Here is a 23376-nt window from a genome sequence, read left to right on the forward strand (position 1 = left end):
TCATGGTAAATTGATTTAAGATGATAAATTTACAAAAAATTCTATAAAGGGGGGATAAAAATTGGATCTAACAGATCCTGTTATAGACGTACCTTTTACTTGGAACGCTCAATATCGAGCTTTAAAGAAGTTAATAACAAAAAAAGCATTAGTAAATGTAGCTACTTTAGGTCCATCTGGGACTAGTAGTGAAGCAGCGGCAAAGCACTTTCTTTCAGAGTTAAATTGTAAAAATGGTCAATACAAACTTTATCCAACATATGAAGAAGCATTCGAAGGGTTAATCTCAGGAAAGTCAGACTTTTTAATTGTTGCAAATGCCTATGAGCGAATTGACAGGATCTATATGTCTCAAGAATCTCATCTTTTGTTTCCATTTGTTTATGAAACGCCGTTGTATGGAATAGCTAAACGTTCAGGGGAAAACCTTCCGGAAAATCAACCTTTAAAAATTGCAACACATCATGCTCCGGTTAGTCTTATTCCGTGGTTTTTAACTGATTTTAATTATAAATATGATGTCTTATTTGTAAAATCAACAAGCGAAGCTGCTATGAAACTTAGAGATGGAGAAGTTGATCTTTGTGTTACAACGGAGAATGCTGTCAAAAAATACGGCGTTAAATTTATAACAAAAACCCGTCCAATTTTAATGTTATGGTCTGTTTTCATTAGACAGGAAGATTTAAATTCAATTAACTATTAAGTTTAATCTCCGTTATTTATGTTTACTATGTTTAAGGATTTCAAAAATAGGAGGAAAAAGGAAATGGAGAAAAAATGCGTTATGGTTATCGATTCAGAGTTATCTACTGGTCTCATTGCAAACACATCAGCTATTCTTGCACTTACTCTAGGAAAAACAATTGAGGGAATTATTGGTCCCGATGTTAAAGATGCAAGTGAGCAAATACATGCTGGTATTACCACTACTCCTATACCAATTTTAAAAGGAAATAATGAAAAAATCAAAGAACTTAGAAGCAATCTTTATAAAGAAGAATTTTCAGACCTCTTCGTAGTCGACTTTTCGGATGCAGCACAAATGACCAAAAATTATCAAGAATATACAAAAAAAAATATCACAGTCATCGGGAAATGATTTAAAATATCTAGGTTTAGCCTTATACGGCGATAAAAAGAAAGTCAATAAACTTACCGGCAGTATGGGATTATTAAGGTAATTTGTTGAGAGGGGATCAGTAATGACAAATGTAGATACGATATTAAAAGATATGATAATCATTCCGAAGGGAATCTTTTTTCGGGGAAGCAATGCATCTCCTGATGAACAACCAATTAAACAAATATTATTATCTGCTTTTGCGATAGATAAAACACCAATTACTAACAAACAATTTCGAGCTTTTGTAGAACAAGGAGGTTACGATGATCCAACCTTTTGGCAGCCAAAAGGTTGGGCATATATTCGGGAAAATGAAATTAAGTATCCAAATTATTGGTATGACAATCATTTTAATCAAGATGATCATCCTGTAACTGGAGTTAGCTGGTGGGAAGCAATGGCTTATGCTAAGTTTGCTGGAAAAACACTGCCTACAGAAGCCCAATGGGAATACGCTTGTAAGGGTACAGATGATCGTAAATATCCTTGGGGTAATAAAGAACCAACTTTAGCTTATGCAAACTTTGCATATGATTGTGATCCAACTGAATTGGTTCGGAGTTCTACCTCAGTCTACGACCATCCAAAATATAAATCTTTTTTTGGGTGTCTAGATATGGCAGGAAATCTTGCTGAATGGTGTTTAGACAATGCTTCTACAAATTATAAATGGGATAGAGACGGAAAAGACCCAATTTATATTACAAAAGATGAGGATTACCATATGGTACGTGGAGGATGCGGTCTTCATAATGAAGACTTTTTGAGATGTACTGCGCGCGACTACTACCCTGTGTCAGTTCGAGATAATTTAATTGGATTTAGATGTGTCGTAAACAACGTAAAGGAGGAAGAACTTTGAGCCAATCTATTAAAACACCAAATATCGAGAAGAAGCCTTCATCTCTCAGATACTATCAAGAAGGACCACCTAAATCAATTGATTTAAATACCTGGAGACTTTCAGTTACGGGTTATGTAAAAAATGAATTAAAGCTTACCTATAATGGATATTTTAGATTTACCGCAAGTTGAAGAAAGTAGAAGAATGGTGTGCGTTTGTAATTGGAGTATTCGCCGTACCTGGAAAGGTGTTAGGTTGGCGACAATTATTGAAAAAGCAGGAGTTTCAAATACCAATAATTACTTTTTAAAACAAATTAGTGTAGGAACCAAAGAGAAAGGCGTCTATGAGTCAACTATTCCTTTGGAAGATGCCCTTTCAAGGAATGCACTTCTTGTTCATTCTGTTGATGGAGCACCTCTCCCTATGGAACAAGGTTATCCTTTACGATTATTTGATTTTGGGTTATATGGATATAAAAATGTAAAAGGATTATCCATTTTGGAAGTTACAGATATATATGAATTAGGCGAATGGGAAAGGCGCGCAGGATACGATAAAGATGGAATTATTCGTCCTAAAAAATATTGGATGGTCGATCTTAAAGGATGGGGTTTTGCTGAAAAACCTGGAGAAATGACAGATTTTTAATTTTTTCCGGCAGGGAGGTTATTATGAGTCTAAAAAGGGACTTAAGTTGGAAAGAAGCAACTGCCCTTGGTACAGGAGCAATGGTTGGGGCTGGTATTTTTGTTCTGAGTGGTGTAGCTGCTGGTAAGGCTGGCCCATCGGTAATGATCTCTTTTGTTATGGCTGCTATTCTTGAAATGCTTCTTGGTCTTTGCTATGCGGAATTAGCTTCTAGATACCCTAGAGCAGGTGGCGCCTACGAATTTGTACGTCGGACAATGGGCCCCTTAGTAGGTACTATCATTGGATGGTCCTATTGGGGAGCATGGCTTGCTGCGAGCAGTTTTGTATCTCAAGGATTTGGTAATTATCTTCACTCATTAACAGGTGCCCCTCCAACTCTAAGTGCGGTTATATTGTTATTATTTTTAGGAACATTAAACACTTTTGGCATTAAATTTAGTGGGTTTATACAAGTTGGTATTGTTATTACTGAGATCATTGTATTGATTGGATTTTTTGTATTAGGGTTTTCCAAAGTTCATTATTCTCTCTATATACCTTTTGCTCCTAATGGATTCCATGGAATTTTAGCTGCAGCATTGGTTGGCTTTCTTTCTATGGTAGGGTGGGATTGTATTGTTGATGCTGGAGAAGAAATGAAAAATCCACGGAAAACAATTCCTAGAGCCATTTTTTTATCAATTATTTTAGTGCTTGTACTTTATTCCGGGCTTTTATTCGTATCAACTGGAGTCATTTCTTGGGAACAGCTTGGGGCGTCAAGTACTCCTGTTGCACTTGCCAGTGAACAATTTTTAGGTCATTTTGGCCCTGTTTTTATTAGTATAGTTATCGTCATTGCATTACCAGCAACTGCAAATGCCTTTATTGTATCTATTTCAAGAACGGCTTTTGCAATGGGGCGCAATAGATTATTGCCTAAAAAAATTGCTTATATTCATCCGAAGTTTCAAACCCCTGTATTTGCTATCATGTTAGGTGTAGGAATCCAGGTGATATTTACATTATTTAGTTCAATAAATATTGCGGTTAACGCAACAGGGTTCCTTTATCTGCTGACGTTTATTTTTACAATGATTGCATTCTTTATTTCAAGGAATAAAACTTCAAAGGATGAAAGAAAAAAGCAATTCTCCGTGCCATTATATCCAATAACTCCAGCTTTGGCCTTGATTATTTGTATAGGTTTATTAATTCCCGTTGGAAAAACAGGTTTATTGACAGGAATGTCTTGGGTATTAATAGGTTTCTTTATATATATTATTCGAAGTAAATCAATTAAAAGAACGGAAAAGATGCAATTAAAAAAAGAGGTAAATTTAACTCCACAACAGAATCTGATTGATTGAGTAGGTGTATAAATAAATCCGAAACCTTAAAATGAACCATTATCTTCTAGATAAAGGAATAGATATATAAGATTAATAATGTTGTTAATCTTTCCTCTAATGCTGAACGAAAAATCCGTTATTTGGAGCAAGAGACTTTCCCAACGTAAAACAGGTTCACGTCGATGGAATAAAGCCAAACAGCAATTGTCGAAGGTCTACGATCTCCAATAAATTTAAGCCGATTCTCCCTTAGCATAGGAAATCGGCTTAGTGTATATTTTCGCGTTTTTCTTCCAGACCTCTAAATCACACTTATTCTTAAACTGATTTTTATATTAAAAAGGTAATGCAATAAAAAGAAAAGAAGGAATAGTGACTCATTTATGGAATAAACAGAAGAGAAGTGAATCATTTTCCTAAAAAAGGGGTTGTTTTATGGATACCTTAGATAGAGGACAAAAAGCAGAGAAATTTTTTCAATTACATCAGCGAAACTCAATTTTTGTTCTTCCAAATGCTTGGGATGCTATGAGTGCCAAAATGTTTGAGGGATGTGGATTTGAGGCAATAGGGACGACAAGTGCCGGAATTGCTGCTTCGTTGGGATTCAGAGACGGCCAGAATATGACATTTGAACAAATGATTGAAAGCATTAGTCATATCGCGTCGTCTGTTAATGTTCCCGTCAGCGCAGATATCGAATCTGGATATGGATCAACCATTAACGAAGTCTTAAATCATGTAAAGAAGGTTATAGAAGCTGGTGCAGTTGGAATCAATATTGAAGATGGTACAGGGGATCCTGCTCACCCTATTTTTGATGCATCTGTACAGAAAGAAAAGATAAAGGCAATCAAAGAATTTTCAAATTCAAACGACATGCCTTTATTTATTAATGCACGCATTGATATGTATTGGTTAAATATTGGGGATGACTCCCAACGTTATAAAGAAACCATTAAACGTGCTCAAGCTTACCAAGAAGCTGGAGCTGACTGCATATTTATTCCCGGCTTAGACGATTTGGAGATTATTCGCAGCCTTCGGGAATTGATTTCATGTCCTATCAATTTATTGGTGAGTCCGAAGTTGCCTTCAATCGCAGAGCTTTCAAAAATGGGAATAGAAAGAGTAAGCTGTGGATCTGCTCCATTTAGATCTACTGTAACTTTGCTTAAGAAAATCAGTGAAGAGATAATAGATGAAGGGACTTTTCATCTATTAACAGATGATGTTATTCCTTATAGAAAAATAAATGACCTTATTTAAGGAGATGGGCATAGAAGCAGATTAATCGTTGAAAAAGGCGGGGAAACGACTGAATGATAGATCGGGATTCTTTATATTTAAGATAATATGATTTGAGCTATCTTTTATATATTTGTATGAATGACAAGAATGTGGGGAAATAGATCATATTCTCCACATTCTATCTTAATTTTACGGCTTGTACGATTCGGCTTTGCTGCTTATGCCATTTTGAATTTGCTGTTTTTTATTGAACAGTGATGTTTTAATGGCTATAAATGAAATGATAATTGTAATGGCACCAGCTAAAATAAATATGATGTTAACACTGATATGCTCAACAAATATACCAGACAGCATGCCGCCAAAAGGCAAAGCTAAATAGGATAGCATGCGTGTAGAGCTGATCACGCGTCCGAGTAAATGAGACGGAACGATCTCTTGGCGCAGAGTAAACCAATTAATAGACAATAAAGTAACGGATCCTATAATGATTATTCTGCATACAATTAATATGACGAGGAGCCCTTGAGATAATATTAATCCTGTCTGTCCCAGCCCTATTAAGATGCCGGCCAAAATCATTATATTTCCTCTCGGGAATTTATTTAGCTTGTTGGCTAAATAAATGGAAAAGAATGAACCTAATGTTTGTAGGGAAAAAATTAATCCTATGTATTGCGAAGATAAATGTAACGGGCCTTTAAGATAAAACATGAACAAAGATTCCATTGCTCCGTATCCTAAATTTATTAAAAATATAAAAACTGTACCTATAAATATCAGTTTCGTTTTAACGACGTAATCAATACCTTCTTTAATTGAATTTATCATCGATTGATTAGCATTGTTAATATTCTTGTATTTGTGAGCGATAAAACTAATAAACAATGCCGAAAAGAAATACGTAGCAAAGTTAAAATACAATATGTTGATAGATCCAATCATTGATATTAATACACCGGCAATGGACGGGCCGATAAATGTGGTTATCGTTTCAGAAAGCTTTAACAAAGAATTGCCTTGAATAAGGTTTTCTCCTTTTAAAATTTCTGGAACAATAGATTCAAAGCTTGGATGGTAAAATGAACTAATAGAAGATAATAGAAAGGCTATAATGTATACAAGCCAAATATCTAAATGATAAGTGAGTGCAGAGAGGGGAATAACAATAACTAAGGCAGCAGAGATAATATCCCCAATCAGCAAAATCATTTTTTTGCTGATTTTATCTGCAAATGCTCCCCCTATGAGACTAAATAACACTTGAGGTGTTATTTCTAACACGAAAGTCACTGCCATTAAACTTGGTGATTTCGTTAACTTATAGACCAATAAAGGCAAAGCGACTTGAAAAAATGAAGTGCCAAACTTACTGGTTGTAGCACTTAGAAATAAAAATATAAAGTCTCTATTTTTCAATACTTGATAAGATTTCATACTTACCCCTTCTTAGTCACTGTATTTGAAAGCTATTTAGAGTATATGGATTGGCAAACTGGACAACTGTCTTGTTTTTCCCACTCAGAAATAGCATATGTTTGATATGTCAGGTAATCTATTTCTATCATTCTTCCAAGTGAACGGGGCTCGCTTATACCAGTAACTAACCCTAAAAGCTCATTAACCATTGCACCGGCAAGCATGGCTACATTAGAACTAATGGCTGCGTTATTTCGCTGGAAGTTGACTTGATTCATATTATTAAGTTCTTCATTAACGCTTTGATCACTATCCATAAGAGTCTTTTTATGGCATTCCACACAGCCGGTTTTTCCAGGTATTATTGAATAAAAGCGCCCTCGTGTATTTAATACCCCGCCAGAAACTAAAGGTTTTCTTAACTTGACGACTGCTTCATTTACCCAGTCTTGAATATGCATTGTGGGTTTATCAGCTACACAAATGACAAAATCGCTGTCTTTAATATGATTCATTACATCATCTGCACATTCAATCCGTTTGTTTGTCATATTTAAATTAACATTCGGGTTAAATTTTGAAATCCTTTTTTTGGCAAGTTCTGTTTTTAACTCATTAATATTTTCTTCAGAATATAGCAGCTGTCGATTAAAATTACTTAATTCTAAAGTGTCAAAGTCTAATATATTGATGTTATGAAAGCCTAACCCTGCTAAATGATATAGTATCTGGCTGCCGAGGCCGCCAACGCCTAACAAGGCAACGTTTGTGTTCATGATTTTTTCTTGAATATCAAATTTGCTGTCATTTAAGGATGTGAAGAGTGAAAAATAGTTTAAATTTGCCTTATACCGTTCTATCTCGTATTCACCCATTATTTTTGGCCTTTTAGCATTGTCTTCTAAATAGTTTTCCGCATCTAAGGATCCAAGTGCGCTATTTATGTCTTCGGAAGTAATGTATGGATATTTTAATATGACTTTCTCTATAATATCTTCAATGGTGTTTTCTCCATCAATTAAGGAAATAAGATATTTAATACTGCCATTCGGATCTTCAATAATTCCTGCTATCCCATCTTCTTCGCCGATATGTATTTCATTATTCACAAAAAACACCGGTATAGTTTCTTTAAATTTAGGTTTAACCATTTATAGAGACCTCCAAGAATAAATGATATTAAAATAGGGAACCATTAACTGATAGTTCCCTATTTTCAAAATCTTTATGCTATAATCTGGAAGTTATTAACCTGGAAAACCTAACACAACGCCAGCTTTTTTGTTCGCTTTTTTGATTTTAATTGTCACATTTACCACCTCCATTTCTAAAAGGTTGTTTTCATCATACAGAAGAGGAAATGAAAAATCAATACAATTTTCAATTATTTGAAAAATAATACATATGGACTAAAAGTTGTTTCGGAGGGCAAAATTAAGAATCTAAAAAAGGACGTGTATAGGTAAAAAGCAGGGTAAAGAATATATTTACAGATTTTGTCTTATTAATGCGGATATTCCTTGACATAAGGGCTTTAGTATATTCAAGGACGGTTATATTAGAAAATGGAAATGATTAAAGGACGGATTTATATAAGAGCGGACGCTATATTAGTAATAAATGCCTGTTAAATAGATTGTCTGCCGGCTCTGAGTCTATCTTAAAAATCAAATGCCATTTGATTTTTAAATAAATACGCCTCTTTTTGAGTTTTATTTATAATAAGCCCTATATTGACAGAAATTTGCGTCTCGCCCAAAAATGCTAGTAAACTGATTTATGAGATAGTAAAGGAGGGAAAATATAAATGAATACCATTGATTTAATATTATTAAATTTAAAAGAAACGCGACGAAGAAGTATTATTGTATGGGAAGCTATACCTCATGATAAATTAGATTGGAAACCAGATGAAGAGGCGATGACCTGCATTGAAATGGTTCGTCACGTATTAGAATCAGAATATTATTATTGCCTTGCTATAGAAAATAGAGGAAGCTTACAGGAGTTCCATTCTCCTTTTGAAAACAGGCCTTATATTTCTGTTAAAGATGAGCTGAGTTTTGCAGAAAGTTATCGCCGGCAATTTTTAAATAGGGTCAGTTCTTTTTCTAACGAAGATTTAAGTGACATTAAAATCGACCGTTCCGATCAAGGCTATATACGTTCATTAGGAGATATGCTAATGAGAATAGCCTATCATGAAGCAGTACATACAGGACAACTTCTGGATTATTTAAGAACGATGAAGGCTGATAGACCGCATATTTGGGATTGATGGCAATGTATATTGGCGCCTTTGTCAGTGCATCTCATACGGTTTTTTCCTTTTTTGCTCTTGTTGTTCTTTAGCATTAAGAAATCGCCTGCATCCTAAAGGTGCTGGCAAGATGTCTTTTGGCGGAAAGACCTTTGCCTTAAAGGAGTGCAGGCGGTATGAACCGGCATGCTGTTATGACTGTTAAATGTTATGGCAGCGGATCCTTAACAGCTTCAACATTCGGATACACGGGCTGCCACATAGCATCTTGTACCGCTTGAATCATATCATCCGGCTTTCTTCTGGCCACGCCGTCCGCAATAGCCGCTTCAACGACTTTGACTGCGACAGTGGCGGATACTGATCTAAGATCTTCAACATCTGGAAGGACCGCGGCCCCGGGCTGCGAAACATCGACCGTAGATGCCACCGCTTCAGAGGCCGCCGCAAACATTCGATCGGTCATCAGCTTCGCTTGTGATACGATTGTTCCGAGGCCCAATCCTGGAAAGACAAGGGCATTATTCGCCTGTCCGATATAATAGGTTGTATTTTTGTATGTTACAGGATCAAATGGACTTCCAGTGGCAATAAGTGCCCGGCCGTCGGTCCATTCGATTAAGTCTGCCGGTTTTGCCTCTGACAAATGAGTGGGGTTTGATAATGGCAAAATAGCCGGTCTGTCCACATGGGCGGCCATTTCTTTGACAATCTCTTCTGTAAATGCGCCCGAGACTGTTGAAGTACCGATTAATATTGTCGGATGAACTTGCCGTACGACTTCACCTAAACCGATGCCGTGCCCTTCGCGCTGCCAATCTGAAACTTCTGAAGCAGGGCGTGCAAATTCCTTTTGAAAGTCCCGCAAATCAACCATATTATCAAGAAGAAGTCCCGGGCGATCCACACACCAAAAACGCCGGTTGGCTTCTTCTTTGGAAAGACCGTCTCGAATCATCGCATCACGAACTTGTTCGGCAATGCCGATGCCGGCTGTCCCAGCGCCAAAAACAACAATGCGTTGATCTCGAAGCGGCGTTTTTGAAGCCTTTGCCACAGATAATACCGCTGCAAGCGAAATCGCCCCCGTGCCTTGAATGTCATCGTTAAACGTACATATTTGATGGCGGTATTTTTTAAGAATTTGCCGGGCATTTCCCGATGCAAGGTCTTCCCAGTGCAGAATGGCGTTTGGGAACATTTTAGTCGCTGTTTGGACATAACGGTCTATGAATTCTTCATATCTCTTCCCGCGTATGCGAGAATGTCTATTCCCAATATAAAGCGGATCGTTCAACAGCCTCTCTTGATTTGTGCCAACATCCAAAATCACCGGTATGACGCGTCTTGGATCAATCCCGGCCGCTACAGTATATACCGAAAGCTTTCCTATAGAAATATTAATGCCGCCAACGCCCCAGTCACCAATCCCTAAAATCCCTTCTCCATCTGTAGCGACGATTAAGTCAATGTCGTCCGGTCCCGCGCCGAAATTTTGAAAAGCTTCTTCAATGCCATCGGGATCATCAATAGACAAGTAAATGCCATGCGGCCGCCGGTAGCCGTGACTATAGGTTTTGATGGATGTCCCGACTATTGGTGTATAGATAATTGGCAGCATTTCGCTCAGATGCTCGGATAATAACCGGAAAAACAGGACTTCATTTCGATCCTGCAAGGACGTTAAATAAATATTTTTCCCTATGTCGTCATGCTGGGAACAAAACTGGCTATACGCCCGTTTGGCTTGCTGTTCAATAGATAAAACAGCTGGGGGAAGCAGCCCTTTTAAACCAAGGGCTTCCCGCTCTTCACGTGTAAAAGCAACACCTTTGTTTAGAACGACTGTACTTAGCACATCGCGTCCTCTTAATGTTGTCTGAATATTGTTCTTTGAAGTTATGGTATATTTCTTATGCATAAAACCATTCCCTATTGATTATTCCGGCTTATTTTGCCCTGTTTGTTTATAGAATAGTCGTTAGTTCTCTATTCAAAATTTGATTTTTTTTAAAGAACTTGCAAATAATAATTGAATATTATATATTATTGATAAGATTTTGAGAGGAAAATAAAAGCAATGAAGAAGGATAATGGCTATTCTTAACGGTTTACAGAGAGGGAAGAGGAGCTGAGAACTTCCTAATGCAGGGGAATAGCTTACCGCCTTCGAGCTGCATCGGGGAAATGAGCCAAAGTATCTGATGCCGTCACAGCAACGTTACAGCTGTTGAGCCGTCAATCATGAGGTTTGACGGGAAATAAGGTGGAACCACGAAGCGCACTCGTCCTTATGCAAAGGATGATGTGCGCTTTTTTATATGGCTAAAAGCAATGAAGAAGGACAACAATGATTCCAACCGGTTTCACAGAGAGGGAAGGAGAGCTGAGAACTTCCCAAACACGAGGAATGATTGACCGCCTTCGAGCTGCATCAGGGAAAATGTAAAGTAACTGATGCCGTCATAGCGACGTTATAGCAGAATGAGCCGTCAAAAGAACAGGTTTTTGACGGGAACAAGGGTGGAACCACGAGGCCGCATTCGTCCCTTTTATAGGATGAATGCGGCTTTTTTATATGGTAAAAAAACATTGAACAGGAGTGTAGAAGATGAATGGTAAACTGATTCAGATTATTTTTCCAGACGGGAGGCAAAAGGCGTTTCCTCAAGGGGCAACGGTTGAAGACATTGCAGGATCTATTAGCAGCAGCTTAAAAAAGAAAGCTGTTGCGGGCAAGGTTAACGGCAAATTGTGCGATTTGCGCCGAGCTATTCATGAAGATGCGGCATTGACAATTGTAACTTTAGATTCGGACGAAGGCATTGACATTTTGCGTCATACAACGGCCCATGTATTGGCTCAAGCCGTAAAAAGAATTTACGGCCATGTCAACTTTGGCGTCGGCCCTGTCATTAAGAACGGCTTTTACTATGATATGGATCTTCTTGAAAACCTATCGATAGATGACTTGGGGAAAATTGAAGAACAAATGCAAGACATTATCAATGAAAATCTTGATATTCAACGCGTCGAAGTGTCGCGTGAAGACGCTCAAAAACTATTTCAAAATGATCCGTTAAAATTAGAACTGCTAAAAGATATCCCAGAAAGTGAAAAAATAACGATTTATAAGCAAGGGGAATTTACTGATTTATGCAGAGGACCGCATCTCCCATCAACAGGCTATATTAAAGCCTTTAAATTAACCAATGTTTCAGGTGCTTATTGGCGCGGGGACAGTGAAAATAAAATGCTGCAGCGAGTGTACGGCGCGGCATTTGCTAAGAAACAAGATTTGGATCGTTATCTTCATTTTTTAGACGAAGCTGCTGAACGGGATCACAGGAAACTTGGCAAGGCATTAGAATTATTTATGTTTTCAGAAGAGGCGCCGGGCATGCCTTTTTATTTGCCGAAGGGGTTCATCATTCGAGGTGAATTGGAAGCCTTCTTAAGGGAGCTGCAAAGAGCAAGCGGCTATGAAGAAGTCCGTACGCCTTTTATGATGAACCAGCGTTTGTGGGAGCAATCAGGCCACTGGGATCATTACAAGGAAAATATGTATTATTCAGAAGTTGATCATGCAGACTTTGCTCTTAAGCCGATGAATTGTCCAGGGCATATGCTTATTTTCAAAAACAAGCTCCGCTCTTACCGGGACTTGCCTATTCGCCTGGCAGAGTTTGGCCAAGTGCATCGGCACGAATTCAGCGGTGCACTGAATGGTATGTTCAGGGTTCGGACATTTTGTCAAGATGATGCTCATATCTACGCGGCACCGTCACAGATTGAAGATGAAATCAAAGAAATTATGAAACTCATTGATAAAGTTTACAGCACATTTGGCTTTGAATACAGTATTGAACTTTCGACAAGGCCTGAAGACTCAATGGGGGACGATCATCTATGGGAAAAGGCGGAAAGCGCACTGAAGCGTGTACTAGAAGACTTAAATTGCGATTATACAATAAATGAAGGTGATGGCGCCTTTTACGGACCGAAAATAGACTTCCATATTAAGGACGCTTTAAACAGAAGCCATCAATGTGCCACTGTTCAGCTTGATTTTCAAATGCCTTTTAAGTTTGATTTGCATTATGTTGATGATCGGGGAGAGAAAGTCCGTCCTGTTGTCATACACCGCGCCGTATACGGTTCATTAGACCGCTTCTTCGGCATTTTGGTTGAACACTTCGGCGGTGCATTTCCAGTTTGGCTGGCGCCGGTTCAAGCCAAAATTGTCCCTGTATCACAAAATCATCTTGATTACGCTGCCCATGTCGAAAAGGTATTGAAAGAAGCTGGCATAAGGGTTGAGATTGATGACAGAGACGAGAAACTTGGCTATAAAATTCGCGAATCGCAAATGAATAAAATTCCTTATGTTTTAGTTGCCGGTGATCAAGAGAAGAGCAATAACGCTGTGAATGTTCGTAAATTTGGCGAAAAGGAATCGGAAACAATGCTATTAAAAGATTTTTGTTCTATGATAAGGCATGCTGTTAAAGAACGGCGGCTCCAACACCGGCTTTAATGAAGGAAAGTTTAGGCAGAGGCATTAACGTTCTTTCAAAACCCATCGTTATCTTCTTCCTTGCCTCTTTTTCGGCGGGTTTTCATTATAATAAGAGCGGCTTCTGAAAGGCTTGAGAACTGAAACGGCGGTGAAAAAGCAATGTATTCATCAGTCAGTTCAGTTTTCTAGACATTTTTATTTAAAAATTATAGAATTTGAAATAATCTTATTCATATGACGTTAAAGGTGGACCGCATGGAATATTCAGAACGCTTGAAACAGCTGACCGTACAATTTTTTGCAACACTCGTTGAGAAGGTTAATAAAGCCATTGCCGAAGGCCGGGATATTATTAATTTGGGACAGGGAAATCCTGATCAGCCAACACCGGCCCATATCATTAAAGCGCTGCAAACGGCAGCGGAGGATGCCAATACACATCAATATTCTCCGTTCCGCGGCTTGCCCGAGCTAAAAAACGCTGCAGCGGAATTCTATAAAAAGCAGTATGGTGTCGAGGTTGATCCATCTGCGGAGGTTGCTGTATTATTTGGCACAAAAGCTGGACTCGTCGAACTGCCGTTATGTTTGTTAAACGAAGGCGATCTGATGTTGTTGCCTGATCCGGGGTATCCTGATTATTTGTCGGGTGCCGCGCTGGCCAACGTAAAGTGCCAAACCTTTCCTCTGAAAGCCCAAAACCATTTTTTGCCCGATTATAGCGCTATACCGGCTGAGCAGGCAAAGGCGGCAAAATTAATGTATTTAAATTACCCAAATAATCCGACTGGGGCAACAGCGGATCGGACTTTCTTTGAGGAAACAGTTGCTTTTGCGAAAGAGCATCATATCACGATTTTGCATGACTTTGCTTATGGGGCTATCGGCTTTGATGGTAAAAAACCGGTAAGCTTTCTTGAGGCGGAGGGGGCAAAAGAAATCGGTGTGGAACTGTATACATTGTCGAAAACCTACAATATGGCCGGATGGCGTGTCGGCTTTGCTGTAGGAAATCCCGTTATTATTGAAAGTCTAAATCTCATTCAGGATCATTTATATGTCAGCCTTTTTCCAGCTGTACAAAAGGCAGCTGCAGCCGCTTTAACAGGTGATCAGCAATGTGTAGAAGAGATTGTATCGCGTTATGAACAGCGCCGTAATACGTTTATTAGGGCTTGCCATGAAATTGGCTGGCGTGTCAAAGCGCCTTCTGGTTCATTTTTCGCATGGCTGCCTGTCCCTGAAGGTTTTACCAGTGAAGTGTTTGCCGATTTTTTACTTGAAAAAGCCGATGTAGCGGTAGCGCCTGGAAACGGCTTTGGCGAGTATGGCGAAGGTTATGTCAGGGTTGGATTATTAGTCGATGAGGCATTGCTTATAGAAGCCGTTAACCGGATTGGTAAGCTGAATCTCTTTTAACGTTCTGCCGTAAAAAGTAAACGATAATGCTTGCACTCTTTAAATGAAGGATCAAAAAGTCTAGGCCGTTTAAGAAGATGGTTCCTGCATTGAACAGGGGTCATCTTTTTTATCACCTGAAGCCGCATTTTTTCATTGAGAATGCGGCTATTTTAAAAATTTGTAATTGGAAAATGCTTTTGTGAGAATGTTTTAGCGAATATGATGAATAAAAAATAAGCAAAAATTCCATTCGCGCTTCAATGCCGCTTTATATGATCAGCCTGAAAAAAATAAAAAAAGGGTAATTCATTTACAAAGGAAGAGAGAGGAGATTATTATGAAGAATTTAATATGGAAATATTTTTTTATATATATAATAGGATCGATTATATTAGGGGTTATTGTCTTTTTGTTAGGTTATATAACTCCCCCTGACGATCAAGCTTGGATAAGATTCATTTTTTCCTCTATATGGTTAATTGTAGTTACGATGCTTTACAGCAGAGAAAAAAGGAAACGAACATAAACCGTCTATTAAGAAATAGGGTGAAAATAGGGATTACCTAATATTATCGTCCTGCTCTAAAACTTCTAAAATACTGTTTTAAGTTATCCTGCTATGCTGTCTTTTTCAAGCGCTTCATAAAACCGTCTTCAACAACCATTCTATCACCTGCTTTTACCAGTTATAATAAAATTAATAATCATACAATGCCGTTCAAAAATCAATGTCGCTTATATTAATCAGCTTAAAAACATCGGATGATAAACACCCCATACCTTAAACATATCTTGTACTTGAGCCTTATCTGATTCAACAACACCAATAATCCCAGCATATAATTTTGTAAATATAGTCAATCTAAAGGTTATGGCAAGCAGTTAAAAGGTTATTTTACTGATGCTAACGATAAATGAAATAAAAAATTTAATAAGAAACAGATTTTAAAAAGTAACGCTGATTGGATACAATAGGAGAAGTCTATTAAACTTTAATGTTAAATAATTTGGTGATACATAATGGAAAAACAGATTTTTTATCAAACACCGCCAGGCTCCGATTATAAAAAAATACCTCGCGCGGAAATAGCGAACGGCGTAACGAGCCTAGGGATCGTTAAAGATGATGAACCGGATGCTTTTTATTTTCGGTTATTGGAAAAGCAAAATATTTTTCTTAACAAGCCGCAAATTGAAGCCGTTCGTCATGTGAATGGCCCGGTGTTAACATTAGCAGGTGCGGGATCGGGAAAAACGTCAGTATTAATCAGCCGAACCGGTTACTTGATTAACGTCAATCATGTTGCCCCGGAAAATATTCTTTTGGTCACTTTTACAAAGAAAGCGGCAGACGAAATGAAGACTCGGATTTCTCGGCTTCCGGGCCTTACTCAGCGAATGGCCAATAAGGTTCAAGCTTGTACATTCCACTCCTTTTTCTTGACCATCTTAAGGCACAGCGGCTGTCAACAGAATATCTTAGGGTCGGAAAGGGCCAAGCAAATCACGATCAAGCAAATTCTAAAAACTATGGGGCTGCAAGATGACTATCAACCCGAGACGCTTCTGTCGCTATTTTCTTCATATAAAATTAATCTTAAAGATATGCCTGGCAAAACTGATATAGAAAAAGAACAAAAGCTCATCTATCAGCATTATGAGAAATGGAAAAAAGCCAACAACAAAATGGATTTTGATGATATTCTGCTTTCTGCTTACGATCTTTTAAAGCGTTCGCCTGCTTTGCTTCAATCTTTGCAGCGGCGTTTTAAATATGTCATGGTTGATGAGTTTCAGGATACGAATGTCGTGCAATATGAACTAATGAAAATGATCGTTAAACCGCATCGGAACTTTTTTGTCGTCGGCGATGATGATCAGACTATTTATTCCTTTAACGGCGCAAGCAATCATTTTATATTAAACTTTCAAAAGGAATATGAAGAGGCGGCTGTCGTTACGTTAGATATCAATTACCGCTCTTCACCCAGTATAGTCGGCTTGGGGAATAAGGTGATTCAAGATAACTCAAAGAGAAGAAAGAAGACGTTGCAGACGGCAAAAGCGCTGGATGCTGCCCCAAAATATTGCCGGCCGCAAACGACAGATGAGGAAGCCGAAATCGTGATCAGCCATATTAAGCGTGAGGTAGAGGAAGGCAGAAGATCTTTTGGCGACTTTGCGATCCTTCATCGAACAGCCAGCTCGAGCCGGGCGATGTTTGAACAACTGATTATCAATCGCATTCCATTCATTCCGTATTCCATCAAGGATGAAAGCTTCTATGAGCATTGGGTCGTTAAACCGGTTATTGACTATTTAAGCCTTTCGTTAGACCCAAGGGATTTTAATGCCATTGAAGGCGTATTGCCGACACTTTATATTAATCGCTATAACGGAATGGCATGGATTCATGGACAGGAGAGCATGAAAAAGAAAAAATATCCGTTAATTCATCTGGTCCAATCTTCTGATCTAAAAGATTATCAAAAGAATAAAATTAAGGAACGCATTGAATTTACGAGAGATCTTAAAGACGAGAAGCCGTTAAAGGCTATTCGCCAAATACGTCAATCTTTTTATGATAAATATCTTGAAGCTCATCATGACAAGGCCTCACTGCATAAGGAAAATATCAAAGAAACATTGGACGAGCTTGAATCGTCAGCCAAACGTTTTGACAGCATTGCCGCCTTTATCCGCTTTACAAGAGACATTGCCAAAGAGCAAAAGATGTTAAGCGGAAGGACAAAAGCAGATGGTGCTGACGCGGTGTCGCTAATGACCATTCACAGATCCAAGGGTTTGGAATTTCCGGTCGTTTTCCTTATTGGTGCATCAGAAGGTATACTGCCTCATAGTTCTGCAATAGATGCCGAACAGTTAGAAGACGTCAGGGTAGATAAAGGGAAGGAAGAAAAAGTCATTGACGCTATTGAAGAGGAGAGGCGGTTGGCTTATGTCGCGATAACCCGGGCAAAAGATGAGCTGTATATTAGTTCTCCAGCATTTTATCGAGGGCAAAAAGCTGAAATTTCCCGGTTTATTTTATCGCCTTTTAGCAGCCGTCAGTCAGGAAAAATAGGCAAAGGACGAATAAAGCGGCAAACAGTCTTTAACAATAAAGAACAGCCGGCTGCAAAAAAATCCGTATCGGCGTGGATATGTACAAGTTCAACATGCATTGCTTGGCAGCGGATCACTTCTTATAAAGAAGGAAGGCTGAAGCATAAGGACTGTCCGTTATGCGGCTCACCGATGGAAAAAGGGCGCAAGATCATCTGAATGGGTTGCTTCTGCCGTTTCAGCGGGTTTTTAAGTCTTATTTAAAATGATTTAGGAAGGGTAAAATATTATTTTTAGAGAAAAAATATAGACTAAATCATGATAAGTAACGATAATTAAAATAACGAATAAGGAAAATATTGCATTTATAATTTGAAATAGATTATGATAGTTGTCAGGACATATTGTTATATTGAATGGAAAGGATGTCATTTATGTCCTCCAGTATAATGAAACGGATAACAAGTATTTTTAAAATCGTCTTTCCTATTTTTTTGATACTGTTTATTTTTTACCAAGGCGAAAGGGAATTAAGCCGCATTTCTATAAAAAAGTCATTTGCAGCTATTAAAGAACTGCATGCTGGAGGCTTTATTTTAACAATTATTGTAGGCTTATTGGCTGTATCGGTGATGTGCTTTTATGATTATTTTTTAACCCGTTCCGTAGATGCCAAAATACCTCTCAGTAAAGTGTTCCGCGTTTCTTGGATAGCCAATTCATTTAACAATGTGATCGGATTTGGCGGCTTGGCAGGCGTCGGCCTCCGTTCCATGCTTTACCGCGATCATGTAGAAGAAGGACGCAGCCTTCTCAAAAGCATTGCCTGGATGACGCCAAGCGTCATGAACGGATTATCTATTCTATTATGGCTTGTTTTATTTAATGTATTTCCGGTTCGTGCCGTTCTGCATACTCAGCCATGGCTGTGGATTGCTGTGATAGGCGCCATGCTTATTGCGCCTGCTTATTTAATTTATTCGTTTGCAAGAAACTCAAAAAATATATCGTTTAAAGCATCATTACAGTATACAGTCACTTCTTTAGCCGAGTGGATCGCCGCCGGACTCGTTTTGTTTGTTATTTTTCGGCTTGTTCATATCCCAATAAGTTTTCTCCATGTTTTCGGTATTTTTACCGTTGCCGGCGTTACGGGATTAATTAGTTTGATTCCGGGCGGATTCGGCTCTTTTGACTTAATGATTTTGATCGGGGCCCAAACCTTATATCCGGATCAAGGAACGGTTCTAACCGCGTTGTTAATATACCGGATCGTATATTACTTTATCCCGTTTATCATCGGGCTTATCTTTGCTGCTCTGGAGATGTCTGAGACAATCAAAAAGAAGGTCGAGGATCATCAAATATTTACGCCGGCTATTGAAACAACCAGCGTAATATGGAAACTGCAAAGATTATTCTTGCAAAAATTGGCAAACTTAACTTTTCCGCTGCTCATGATATGCATCAGCGGCACGATTTTTTTCAGTGTTTCGATAGGCGTTATATTACTGAGATATGAAGTCAGTTCGCGTCTTGACTTTAAAATATTTTTCTTTCTTTATATGCTTTTGTTTGGATGCGGCCTGATTCTGCTGTTCTTGATACATGAAATTTACATGCGGACCAAAAGGGTTTTTTACATGGTCAGCATCATCCTTGTTTTAACCGCTATCCTTGGTATCTTTACAATTTCCTTATTGGTAAGCATTATCATCTTGTTGGTTTTGGTTGGGCTGTTTTTAAAGCGTTCCTCTTTCGTAAGAGAAAGTTATCCATTTTCTTTTGCGACGATAGGCCGGACAATAGTATTGGCTGTCTTGGCGCTTGCAGTTTACTTAAAGTCAAGCTCATTGGTGCTGGAATTATTAAATCAGCCGCATAAGCTGAATTTTGTTTTTTACGGAATTGCCATGGGGGCGCTGATATTCGCTATTGTTTATATATCTATTTTCGAGTTTATCTTTAATAAAATCCATCATCAGCTGCCGGGGGAAGCGCCGAATTTTGAAAAACTTCAAGAATTTCTTGAAAAGAACGGCGGCAATGCTTTAAGTCATCTCGGATTTTTGGGAGATAAGAGGTTCTTCTTTAGCAGTGATAATAAAGCGATGCTCCAATTTGCTAAATCAGGCCACAGGCTGATTGTGTTAGGTGATCCCGCAGGAGATCCTGAATCATTCGGAAAAGTGCTGCAAGAATTTCATGAAGCCGCCGATTATTACGGGTATACGATCATCCTTTACCAAATAGACGGCGAGAATATGGCGTTCTACCATGACCTTGGATATCGTTTCTTCAAACTGGGCGAGGAAGCGATTGTACCGCTCGAAACCTTTAAAATATCAGGGAAAAAGCGCGCCGGAATGCGGGCGACATTTAATCGATTCAACCGGGAAGGCTATGTTTTTGAATTGCATTCACCGCCATATTCGGATAAGTTTATGGAAGATATTAAAAAGGTTTCTGATGCATGGCTCGGCAAGAAAAATGAGAAAGGCTTCTCTCTGGGCTATTTTGATGTCTCTTACCTTTCAAAAGCTGAAATCGCCACTTTAGCTGACAGTGACGGAAAGATTGTTGCTTTTATGAACCTTATGCCGATGTATCAAGAGGGATATCTTTCTGTAGACTTAATGAGATATTATCCGGACTCGCCAAGCGGAATTATGGACGCTATGTTTATCCATTTGCTGCAATGGGCGAAAGAGCAAGGATATAAATATTTCAATGCCGGCATGGCGCCATTATCGAACGTTGGCCAATCACAGTATTCTTTTCTCTCTGAACGCATTGCTGCGATTATCTTTAACAATGTGAACTATATGTACAGCTTCAGAGGACTAAGGAAATTTAAAAGCAAATATTACCCAATCTGGAAGGGAAAATATCTAGCGTTCCGAAAAAACCGATCGCTGCCTATTACAATGTTAATTGTCACCAGATTAATCGGCAAAAAGCCTAAAGACAGGCCCACATCTTAAAATTAGGGATGTGGGTTTTTCTTATGGCTGGCCATAATTGTTTGAATAGTGGTACAATTGATAAAAAAGGCGGCAGGTGAAGAATATGGCTGAACACTATCCGGTTTTAAAGGAAGCAGAACCCTTTTATTTTGAAGGGAACCGAACGGGCATTTTAGTGATTCACGGTTTTACAGGATCGACACAAAGCATGCTGGGTTTGGGGGAGGCATATGCGAAAAAAGGCTATACGGTTTGCGGGCCGCGTCTGAAAGGCCACGGCACACACTATCACGACATGGAGCTTACGACATACACCGATTGGATTGCCTCTGTAGAGGAAGGTTATCAACGGTTAAAGGAAAAGTGTCAAACCATTTTTGTCACCGGATTATCAATGGGCGGAACATTGACCTTATACATGGCCGAAAACCATCCGGACATTCAAGCGATCATTCCTATTAACGCGGCCATCGACTTGCCTGATATGGCGGCGCTTAATAATATAAGCGAGCCGCGATTCCTGGATGCCATCGGCTCAGATATAAAAAAAGCAAATGTAAAAGAACTGGCATATGAAAAAACACCGTTGAGATCCGTAAAAGAAATCGTCAAGCTTATGGAAAAGGTCAAAAGCGGGCTTTATAAGATTCAATGTCCGGCGCTGATTTTTGTATCAACAGAGGATCATGTTGTTCCGCCCGGCAATTCGCAAACCATATTCGATTTTATTTGTTCCAAAGAGAAGCAGCTTATAAGACTGGAAAACAGTTATCATGTGGCGACTTTAGATAATGATAAAGACTTGATTATTGAGAAGACTTTACAGTTTATTAATAGCAAATAAAAGTCATGGATTTTTCTTGCTGGTAAGGGCTTAGAATAAAATAACAGAATTTGTGAAATATTACTGGCAAGGAGGGATTCATTTGGATAAGAAAAATGCTTTTAAACAAAGTTATGAATCAGACGGCAAAATGAATCTGACAAGTGCTGACGCGCAGGAAAAGAAGAAAAAGACAAAAGATAATCAAGAGGCTGACATGTTTTTTAATGCCACTCAGTCGAGTGAATAGCTTGCCTATGTGATTCAATGGTATCGAGATAGTAGAAAATCAAGACTATTATTCTGTATAGCTGCCGAACGCGGCGGCTTTTTTCATTAAAGGCCGTAAGAGATTCATCAGGAGCGGACTGAAAACCATTCATTATTTATAAGATTCGATTCTTTGCAGCCTGAACTCAGCCTCCCGAATCATATTTTTGAATGATACAATAGAACTGAACGGAGGGGATTCACTTTGTCCACATTTCAACAAAAACTTGAAAAATATGCAGAACTTGCAGTGAAAAACGGTGTAAATATTCAAGAAGAGCAGGAACTTGTCATTACTGCTCCCATTGAGGCGGCTGACTTTGTTCGTCTTGCGGCAAAAAAGGCTTACCAGGCGGGCGCGAAATATGTCCATTTTAATTGGCATGATGACGAACTGACGTTAACGCGTTTTAAGTATGCGCCTGAATCGTCATTTCAAGAGTATCCGGAATGGACAGCCAAGGGTCTGGAGGCTTTTGCGGAAAAAGGCGCGGCATTTCTCGACATTCGGATTCCAAATCCAGATTTGTTAACAGACATTGATCCTGAAAAAATTGCCGCAGATAATAAAACGGCTGCTGAAGCTTTGGCGCCTTACCGCCATTATCGAATGTCTGATAAGGTCAGCTGGTCAATCGTAGTTGTTCCTTCTAGCGGCTGGGCAAAAAAGATTTTTCCTGATTTGAATGAAGAAAAGGCTGTTCATAAACTGTGGGAAACAATTTTCCATTTGACAAGAGCCGACCGTGAAGATCCCGTTCAAGCTTGGGAAGAACATAAGCAGCAATTAAGCGAGAAAGCCGGATATCTTAATAAAAAGAGATATAAAAAGCTTCATTATAAAGCGCCGGGAACGGATTTGACAATTGAGTTAAATCAAAAACATTTATGGGCGAGCGCGGCTTCCAGCCATCCGGACGGGACGGTATTTATCAAGAACATTCCAACAGAAGAAGTGTATACGCTGCCATTGAAAACGGGCGTCAATGGGAAAGTGACCAGTACAATGCCGCTGAACTACAGCGGAACGCTCATTGAAGGCCTTTCATTAACGTTCGAGAATGGAAAAATTGTTGATTTTTCTGCTGACAAAGGTTATGAGACGTTAAAAGGATTAATCGAAACAGATGAAGGATCCCATTATTTAGGGGAAGTTGCTTTAGTTCCTCATAATTCGCCAATCTCACAATCCGGTCTGATTTTCTTTAATACATTATTTGATGAAAATGCTTCATGTCATTTGGCTATTGGCAAAGCCTATCCAACGTGTTTAGAAGGCGGCACGCAAATGACATCAGATGAGCTTGAGGAGCATGGCGCAAATAACAGCCTTGTGCACGTTGATTTTATGATTGGTTCAAGTGAACTTAATATTGACGGGGAAACGGAAAAAGGAGAAATTGAACCGATTTTGCGAAACGGGCTTTGGGTGATTTAGAAGACTGC

19 protein-coding genes and 2 other annotated features are annotated in these 23376 nt (G+C 38.8%); of the genes, 16 read left to right on the plus strand and 3 right to left on the minus strand.

The genetic code is table 11. From position 1 onward, the window contains the following. Nucleotides 1-61 precede the first annotated feature (61 nt). The 8 genes from JOD45_RS03785 to JOD45_RS03810 all read left to right on the plus strand — a co-directional run bounded on the left by JOD45_RS03785 (nucleotide 62) and on the right by JOD45_RS03810 (nucleotide 5224). Nucleotides 62-706 (plus strand): bacilysin biosynthesis protein BacA, encoded by a 645-nt coding sequence (locus JOD45_RS03785; RefSeq protein ID WP_205002537.1) that lies wholly within the window; start codon nucleotides 62-64, stop codon nucleotides 704-706. Nucleotides 707-769: 63 nt separating this feature from the next. Beyond that, nucleotides 770-1102: a DUF2000 domain-containing protein gene (locus tag JOD45_RS03790; protein WP_275583920.1), complete on the plus strand. Its 333-nt coding sequence runs from the start codon at nucleotides 770-772 to the stop codon at nucleotides 1100-1102. After that, nucleotides 1080-1184: a DUF2000 family protein gene (locus JOD45_RS16850; RefSeq protein WP_338056022.1), complete on the plus strand. Its 105-nt coding sequence runs from the start codon at nucleotides 1080-1082 to the stop codon at nucleotides 1182-1184. The genes JOD45_RS03790 and JOD45_RS16850 overlap by 23 nt, the downstream gene beginning before the upstream one ends. Nucleotides 1185-1205: 21 nt before the next feature. Beyond that, a complete protein-coding gene (locus JOD45_RS03795) occupies nucleotides 1206-1988 on the plus strand; it encodes a formylglycine-generating enzyme family protein (RefSeq protein ID WP_205002538.1) in 783 nt (260 codons plus the stop codon). Then, complete coding sequence (locus JOD45_RS16485) at nucleotides 1985-2161, plus strand: hypothetical protein (RefSeq protein ID WP_239549060.1); 177 nt, start codon at nucleotides 1985-1987, stop codon at nucleotides 2159-2161. The genes JOD45_RS03795 and JOD45_RS16485 overlap by 4 nt, the downstream gene beginning before the upstream one ends. Then, complete coding sequence (locus JOD45_RS03800; RefSeq protein WP_239549061.1) at nucleotides 2133-2621, plus strand: molybdopterin-dependent oxidoreductase; 489 nt, start codon at nucleotides 2133-2135, stop codon at nucleotides 2619-2621. Before JOD45_RS16485 ends, JOD45_RS03800 begins: the two co-directional genes overlap by 29 nt. 23 nt (nucleotides 2622-2644) lie before the next feature. Then, nucleotides 2645-3973: an APC family permease gene (locus JOD45_RS03805; protein ID WP_205002539.1), complete on the plus strand. Its 1329-nt coding sequence runs from the start codon at nucleotides 2645-2647 to the stop codon at nucleotides 3971-3973. A 417-nt stretch (nucleotides 3974-4390) separates the two neighbouring features. Beyond that, a complete protein-coding gene (locus JOD45_RS03810; protein WP_205002540.1) occupies nucleotides 4391-5224 on the plus strand; it encodes an isocitrate lyase/PEP mutase family protein in 834 nt (277 codons plus the stop codon). A 171-nt stretch (nucleotides 5225-5395) separates the two neighbouring features. Here JOD45_RS03810 and JOD45_RS03815 read toward each other — a convergent pair whose 3' ends face one another. Together JOD45_RS03815 and JOD45_RS03820 are read right to left on the minus strand one after the other, a co-directional pair. Beyond that, on the minus strand, nucleotides 5396-6643 hold the full coding sequence (locus tag JOD45_RS03815) for an MFS transporter (RefSeq protein WP_205002541.1): 1248 nt from the start codon (nucleotides 6641-6643) through the stop codon (nucleotides 5396-5398). A gap of 32 nt (nucleotides 6644-6675) precedes the next feature. After that, on the minus strand, nucleotides 6676-7776 hold the full coding sequence (locus tag JOD45_RS03820; RefSeq protein ID WP_205002542.1) for a HesA/MoeB/ThiF family protein: 1101 nt from the start codon (nucleotides 7774-7776) through the stop codon (nucleotides 6676-6678). A 656-nt stretch (nucleotides 7777-8432) separates the two neighbouring features. Between JOD45_RS03820 and JOD45_RS03825 the strand changes: the two genes are divergently transcribed. Further along, nucleotides 8433-8903 carry a DinB family protein gene (locus tag JOD45_RS03825; protein ID WP_205002543.1) on the plus strand — a complete coding sequence of 157 codons (471 nt, stop codon included), beginning with the start codon at nucleotides 8433-8435 and terminating at the stop codon, nucleotides 8901-8903. Between the two features lie 190 nt (nucleotides 8904-9093). On the opposite strand, the gene JOD45_RS03830 is transcribed toward JOD45_RS03825, so the two are convergent. Further along, the gene (locus JOD45_RS03830; protein ID WP_205002544.1) at nucleotides 9094-10806 is read right to left on the minus strand and encodes an NAD-dependent malic enzyme; all 1713 of its coding nucleotides are present in this window, start codon (nucleotides 10804-10806) and stop codon (nucleotides 9094-9096) included. A 150-nt stretch (nucleotides 10807-10956) separates the two neighbouring features. Then, nucleotides 10957-11181: a binding site (T-box leader), on the plus strand. A gap of 29 nt (nucleotides 11182-11210) precedes the next feature. Continuing rightward, nucleotides 11211-11439: a binding site (T-box leader), on the plus strand. A 57-nt stretch (nucleotides 11440-11496) separates the two neighbouring features. Here JOD45_RS03830 and thrS point away from each other — a divergent pair. The 7 genes from thrS to JOD45_RS03865 all read left to right on the plus strand — a co-directional run bounded on the left by thrS (nucleotide 11497) and on the right by JOD45_RS03865 (nucleotide 23368). Next, nucleotides 11497-13422: a threonine--tRNA ligase gene (gene thrS, locus JOD45_RS03835; RefSeq protein WP_205002545.1), complete on the plus strand. Its 1926-nt coding sequence runs from the start codon at nucleotides 11497-11499 to the stop codon at nucleotides 13420-13422. Nucleotides 13423-13659: 237 nt separating this feature from the next. After that, nucleotides 13660-14823 carry a pyridoxal phosphate-dependent aminotransferase gene (locus JOD45_RS03840; RefSeq protein WP_205002546.1) on the plus strand — a complete coding sequence of 388 codons (1164 nt, stop codon included), beginning with the start codon at nucleotides 13660-13662 and terminating at the stop codon, nucleotides 14821-14823. A gap of 1002 nt (nucleotides 14824-15825) precedes the next feature. Further along, on the plus strand, nucleotides 15826-18090 hold the full coding sequence (locus tag JOD45_RS03845; protein ID WP_205002547.1) for a UvrD-helicase domain-containing protein: 2265 nt from the start codon (nucleotides 15826-15828) through the stop codon (nucleotides 18088-18090). Nucleotides 18091-18305: 215 nt separating this feature from the next. Further along, complete coding sequence (mprF, locus tag JOD45_RS03850) at nucleotides 18306-20855, plus strand: bifunctional lysylphosphatidylglycerol flippase/synthetase MprF (protein ID WP_205002548.1); 2550 nt, start codon at nucleotides 18306-18308, stop codon at nucleotides 20853-20855. A gap of 85 nt (nucleotides 20856-20940) precedes the next feature. After that, nucleotides 20941-21681, plus strand: coding sequence for an alpha/beta hydrolase (locus JOD45_RS03855; protein WP_205002549.1), 741 nt, complete (start codon nucleotides 20941-20943; stop codon nucleotides 21679-21681). A gap of 82 nt (nucleotides 21682-21763) precedes the next feature. Beyond that, on the plus strand, nucleotides 21764-21910 hold the full coding sequence (locus JOD45_RS03860; RefSeq protein ID WP_205002550.1) for a hypothetical protein: 147 nt from the start codon (nucleotides 21764-21766) through the stop codon (nucleotides 21908-21910). Nucleotides 21911-22135: 225 nt separating this feature from the next. Further along, nucleotides 22136-23368, plus strand: coding sequence for an aminopeptidase (locus JOD45_RS03865; protein ID WP_205002551.1), 1233 nt, complete (start codon nucleotides 22136-22138; stop codon nucleotides 23366-23368). The last annotated feature ends 8 nt before the right edge of the window (nucleotides 23369-23376 follow it).

This window comes from Scopulibacillus daqui, assembly GCF_016908855.1.
Taxonomy (GTDB): Bacteria; Bacillota; Bacilli; order Bacillales; family Sporolactobacillaceae; genus Scopulibacillus_A; species Scopulibacillus_A daqui.

Excerpts from the sequence above, each read along its gene's own strand:
- JOD45_RS03790 (WP_275583920.1), top strand. The coding sequence starts at position 770 with ATGGAGAAAAAATGCGTTATGGTTATCGATTCAGAGTTATCTACTGGT.
- JOD45_RS03795 (WP_205002538.1), top strand. The coding sequence starts at position 1,206 with ATGACAAATGTAGATACGATATTAAAAGATATGATAATCATTCCGAAG.
- JOD45_RS03800 (WP_239549061.1), top strand. The coding sequence starts at position 2,133 with ATGGATATTTTAGATTTACCGCAAGTTGAAGAAAGTAGAAGAATGGTG.
- JOD45_RS03805 (WP_205002539.1), top strand. The coding sequence starts at position 2,645 with ATGAGTCTAAAAAGGGACTTAAGTTGGAAAGAAGCAACTGCCCTTGGT.
- JOD45_RS03810 (WP_205002540.1), top strand. The coding sequence starts at position 4,391 with ATGGATACCTTAGATAGAGGACAAAAAGCAGAGAAATTTTTTCAATTA.
- JOD45_RS03815 (WP_205002541.1), bottom strand. The coding sequence starts at position 6,643 with ATGAAATCTTATCAAGTATTGAAAAATAGAGACTTTATATTTTTATTT.
- JOD45_RS03820 (WP_205002542.1), bottom strand. The coding sequence starts at position 7,776 with ATGGTTAAACCTAAATTTAAAGAAACTATACCGGTGTTTTTTGTGAAT.
- JOD45_RS03825 (WP_205002543.1), top strand. The coding sequence starts at position 8,433 with ATGAATACCATTGATTTAATATTATTAAATTTAAAAGAAACGCGACGA.
- JOD45_RS03830 (WP_205002544.1), bottom strand. The coding sequence starts at position 10,806 with ATGCATAAGAAATATACCATAACTTCAAAGAACAATATTCAGACAACA.
- thrS (WP_205002545.1), top strand. The coding sequence starts at position 11,497 with ATGAATGGTAAACTGATTCAGATTATTTTTCCAGACGGGAGGCAAAAG.
- JOD45_RS03840 (WP_205002546.1), top strand. The coding sequence starts at position 13,660 with ATGGAATATTCAGAACGCTTGAAACAGCTGACCGTACAATTTTTTGCA.
- JOD45_RS03845 (WP_205002547.1), top strand. The coding sequence starts at position 15,826 with ATGGAAAAACAGATTTTTTATCAAACACCGCCAGGCTCCGATTATAAA.
- mprF (WP_205002548.1), top strand. The coding sequence starts at position 18,306 with ATGTCCTCCAGTATAATGAAACGGATAACAAGTATTTTTAAAATCGTC.
- JOD45_RS03855 (WP_205002549.1), top strand. The coding sequence starts at position 20,941 with ATGGCTGAACACTATCCGGTTTTAAAGGAAGCAGAACCCTTTTATTTT.